Genomic DNA, 2,868 nt, shown 5'->3' with positions numbered 1-2,868 from the left:
CCTCTTCCAGCTCTCGAGCCCCGCCGAGCACCCTTATGGTTCTGACGGCGTGGGATCCAAATACCAGGGCCAGCGTGGCCCCACGGCATCGAAGGCCTACCTCAACTTCCGGTAAACCCCCGGCGAAGGAGTCCACTCGGCGTTCACCGTTTCAGCCGCGAGTGTTCTCGAATTGGGCGAGGAGCGGCCACCGTAGCCTGCGACTATGGGCCGTATGCGTATGGCCGTTTTTGGTACCGGATATCTCGGCGCAACCCACGCCGCTTCCATGGCCGAGTTGGGGCACGAAGTGCTCGGCATCGATGTCGACGAGGCGAAGATCGCCCGTCTGGCGAAGGGGGAGGTCCCGTTCTTCGAGCCGGGCCTCCCGGAGATCCTCCGCCGCCACGTCGACTCCGGTCTCCTGCGCTTTACCACCGACTACTCCGAGGCCGCGGAGTTCGCCGACCTCTTCTTCATCGGCGTCGGCACCCCGCAGCGCAAGGGCGATTTCGCCGCAGACACCACCTATGTAGAGGCCGTGGTTACCGAGCTCGCGCCGCGGCTCACACGGTCCGCCGTCATCGTGGGTAAATCCACCGTTCCCGTGGGTACGGCGCAGCGCCTACAGGAGGCCGCCGACCGGCTCACGCCCGAGGGGGTGCGCCTGGAGGTCGTGTGGAACCCGGAGTTCCTGCGCGAGGGGTACGCGGTCAAGGACACGCTCGAGCCGGACCGGGTGGTCGTTGGCGTGGCGAACCCCGACGCCGAGCCGACGTTCGGGCGCGAGCGCCTGCTCGAGGCGTACGAGCCGATCCTCTCCGCGGGCCTCACGGACGAGCAGCGGGAGGCGGGGGAGACGGCGACGCCGCTCATCATCACCGACCTCGCCACCGCCGAGCTGGTCAAGGTCTCGGCGAACGCCTTCCTCGCTACCAAGATCTCGTTTATCAATGCTGTGTCAGAGGTCTGCGAGGCCGCGGGCGCCGACGTCACGGTGCTCGCCGATGCCATCGGCATGGACAAGCGCATCGGCCGCCGTTTCCTCGGCGCCGGGCTCGGCTTCGGCGGCGGCTGCCTTCCCAAGGACATCCGCGCGTTCATGGCCCGCGCCGGCGAACTCGGCGCAGACCAGGCGCTCACGTTCCTCCGCGAGGTCGACGCGATCAACATGCGGCGCCGGGAGAAGATGGTGCAGCTCGCCGTCGACACGATGGGCGGCTCGCTCATCGGTTCCTCGGTCGCCGTGCTCGGCGCCGCGTTCAAACCGGATTCCGACGACGTCCGCGACTCGCCCGCGCTCAACATCGCCGGGATGCTCTCGCTCAAGGGCGCGCAGGCCGTGGTGTTCGATCCGCAGGCGCTGGAGAATTCGCGCCGCCTCTACCCGACGCTCGGGTACGCCGATTCCGCGCTCGGCGCCTGCGAGGGCGCGGACCTCGTCATCATCGCGACGGAGTGGAAGGAGTTCGTCGCCCTCGATCCCCGGGAGGTCGCAGCCGTCGCGCGTGGCCGGATCGTCCTCGACGGTCGCAATTGCCTTCCGCGCGAGCGGTGGGAAGACGCCGGTTTCGAATACCGGGCGCTCGGCCGCGGCCGGTAGGCGTGTATCCGCCGTGTAAAAAATCGCTGTAAAGCTAGTCACGGCGACGGCTTTCAAATACTCTGAGACGATCCTGATCTTCTTCTCAGAGAGGCCACTCCTATGAGCGACGCCATCGACTGGCTGTCCAGCAACATCATGGGTCCCCCATTTATCGTGTTGTGCCTGGGTGCCGGGCTGTACTTCACGCTCCGCACGCTGTGCGTCCAGGTCGTCAACATCCCCGATATGCTCAGCCAGCTCAAAAATGGTGAGAAATCGGAGTCCGGCGTCTCCTCGTTCCAGTCGCTCATGATGTCGCTCGCCGGTCGCGTCGGCACAGGCAATATCGCCGGCGTCGCCACGGCCATCGCCTTCGGCGGCCCCGGCGCGGTGTTCTGGATGTGGGCGATGGCGTTCCTAGGCGCCGCCACCTCGTTTATCGAGTGCACGCTCGGCCAGATCTACAAGGAGAAGGACAGGGACACCGGCGAATACCGCGGCGGTCCGGCCTACTACATCGAGAAGGCCTACAAGCACACGAAGATGGGCGGCTTCTCGCAGTTCTACGCGATCCTCTTCGCCGTGGTCACCGTCGCGGCCATGAGCTTCTTCCTCCCCGGCGTCCAGGCCAACGGCATCACCGAATCCGCGAACCAGGCCTGGGACATGCCGCTGTGGCTGCCCACCGCCGTGATCATCGTCCTGCTGCTCGTCATCATCGTCGGTGGCGTCAAGCGCATCGCCACGTTCGCCTCGTACGTCGTCCCGGTCATGGCGACCATCTACATCCTCGCGGCCATCGCCATCCTGTTCATCAACTACGACCAGATCGTCGACGTCTTCTCGTCGATCTTCTCCTCGGCGTTCGGCGTCGACTCGGTCTACGGTGCGATCTGGGGCCTTGCGGTCCAGTGGGGCGTCAAGCGCGGCCTCTACTCGAACGAAGCCGGGCAGGGCACGGGCCCGCACGCCGCGGCCGCAGCCGAGGTCTCGCACCCCGCGAAGCAGGGCTTCGCCCAGGCCTTCGCCGTTTACGTGGACACACTGTTCGTCTGCTCCGCCACCGCCTTCATGATCCTCTCCACCGGCGCGTACCGCGTCTACACCGACGCCGTCGAGGACCCCTCGCAGATCCTCCGCGAGGGCGGCAACGTGCTCGGCCCGGACGTCTCCGCGGGGCCGGGGTACCCGCAGGCCGGCATCGACACGGTCTTCTCGGGCGTCGGCCCATCGTTCATCGCCCTCGCGCTGTTCTTCTTCGCCTTCACCACCATCGTCGCGTACTACTACATGGCCGAGACGAA

General features: G+C 66.5%; 1 protein-coding gene and 2 pseudogenes. All 3 read left to right on the top strand.

Going from position 1 to position 2,868, the window contains the following annotated elements; translation table 11 throughout:
• Positions 1-115: pseudogene (locus V7E05_RS07135) on the top strand (dCTP deaminase); the annotation flags it as partial.
• A 99-nt stretch (positions 116-214) separates the two neighbouring features.
• Positions 215-1,582 carry a UDP-glucose dehydrogenase family protein gene (locus V7E05_RS07130; protein WP_333618977.1) on the top strand — a complete coding sequence of 456 codons (1,368 nt, stop codon included), beginning with the start codon at positions 215-217 and terminating at the stop codon, positions 1,580-1,582.
• Positions 1,583-1,684: 102 nt separating this feature from the next.
• A pseudogene (locus V7E05_RS07125) lies at positions 1,685-2,868 on the top strand (alanine/glycine:cation symporter family protein); the annotation flags it as partial.

Origin of the sequence: Dietzia sp. (assembly GCF_036741115.1) — a bacterium.
GTDB lineage: Bacteria > Actinomycetota > Actinomycetes > Mycobacteriales > Mycobacteriaceae > Dietzia.
Note: the sequence above shows the minus strand (reverse complement) of the source record. Positions and strands in the feature narration are given on the sequence as shown.

What these genes read in the sequence shown, in the direction of transcription:
- V7E05_RS07130 (WP_333618977.1), top strand. Translation starts at nt 215, where the DNA reads ATGCGTATGGCCGTTTTTGGTACCGGATATCTCGGCGCAACCCACGCC.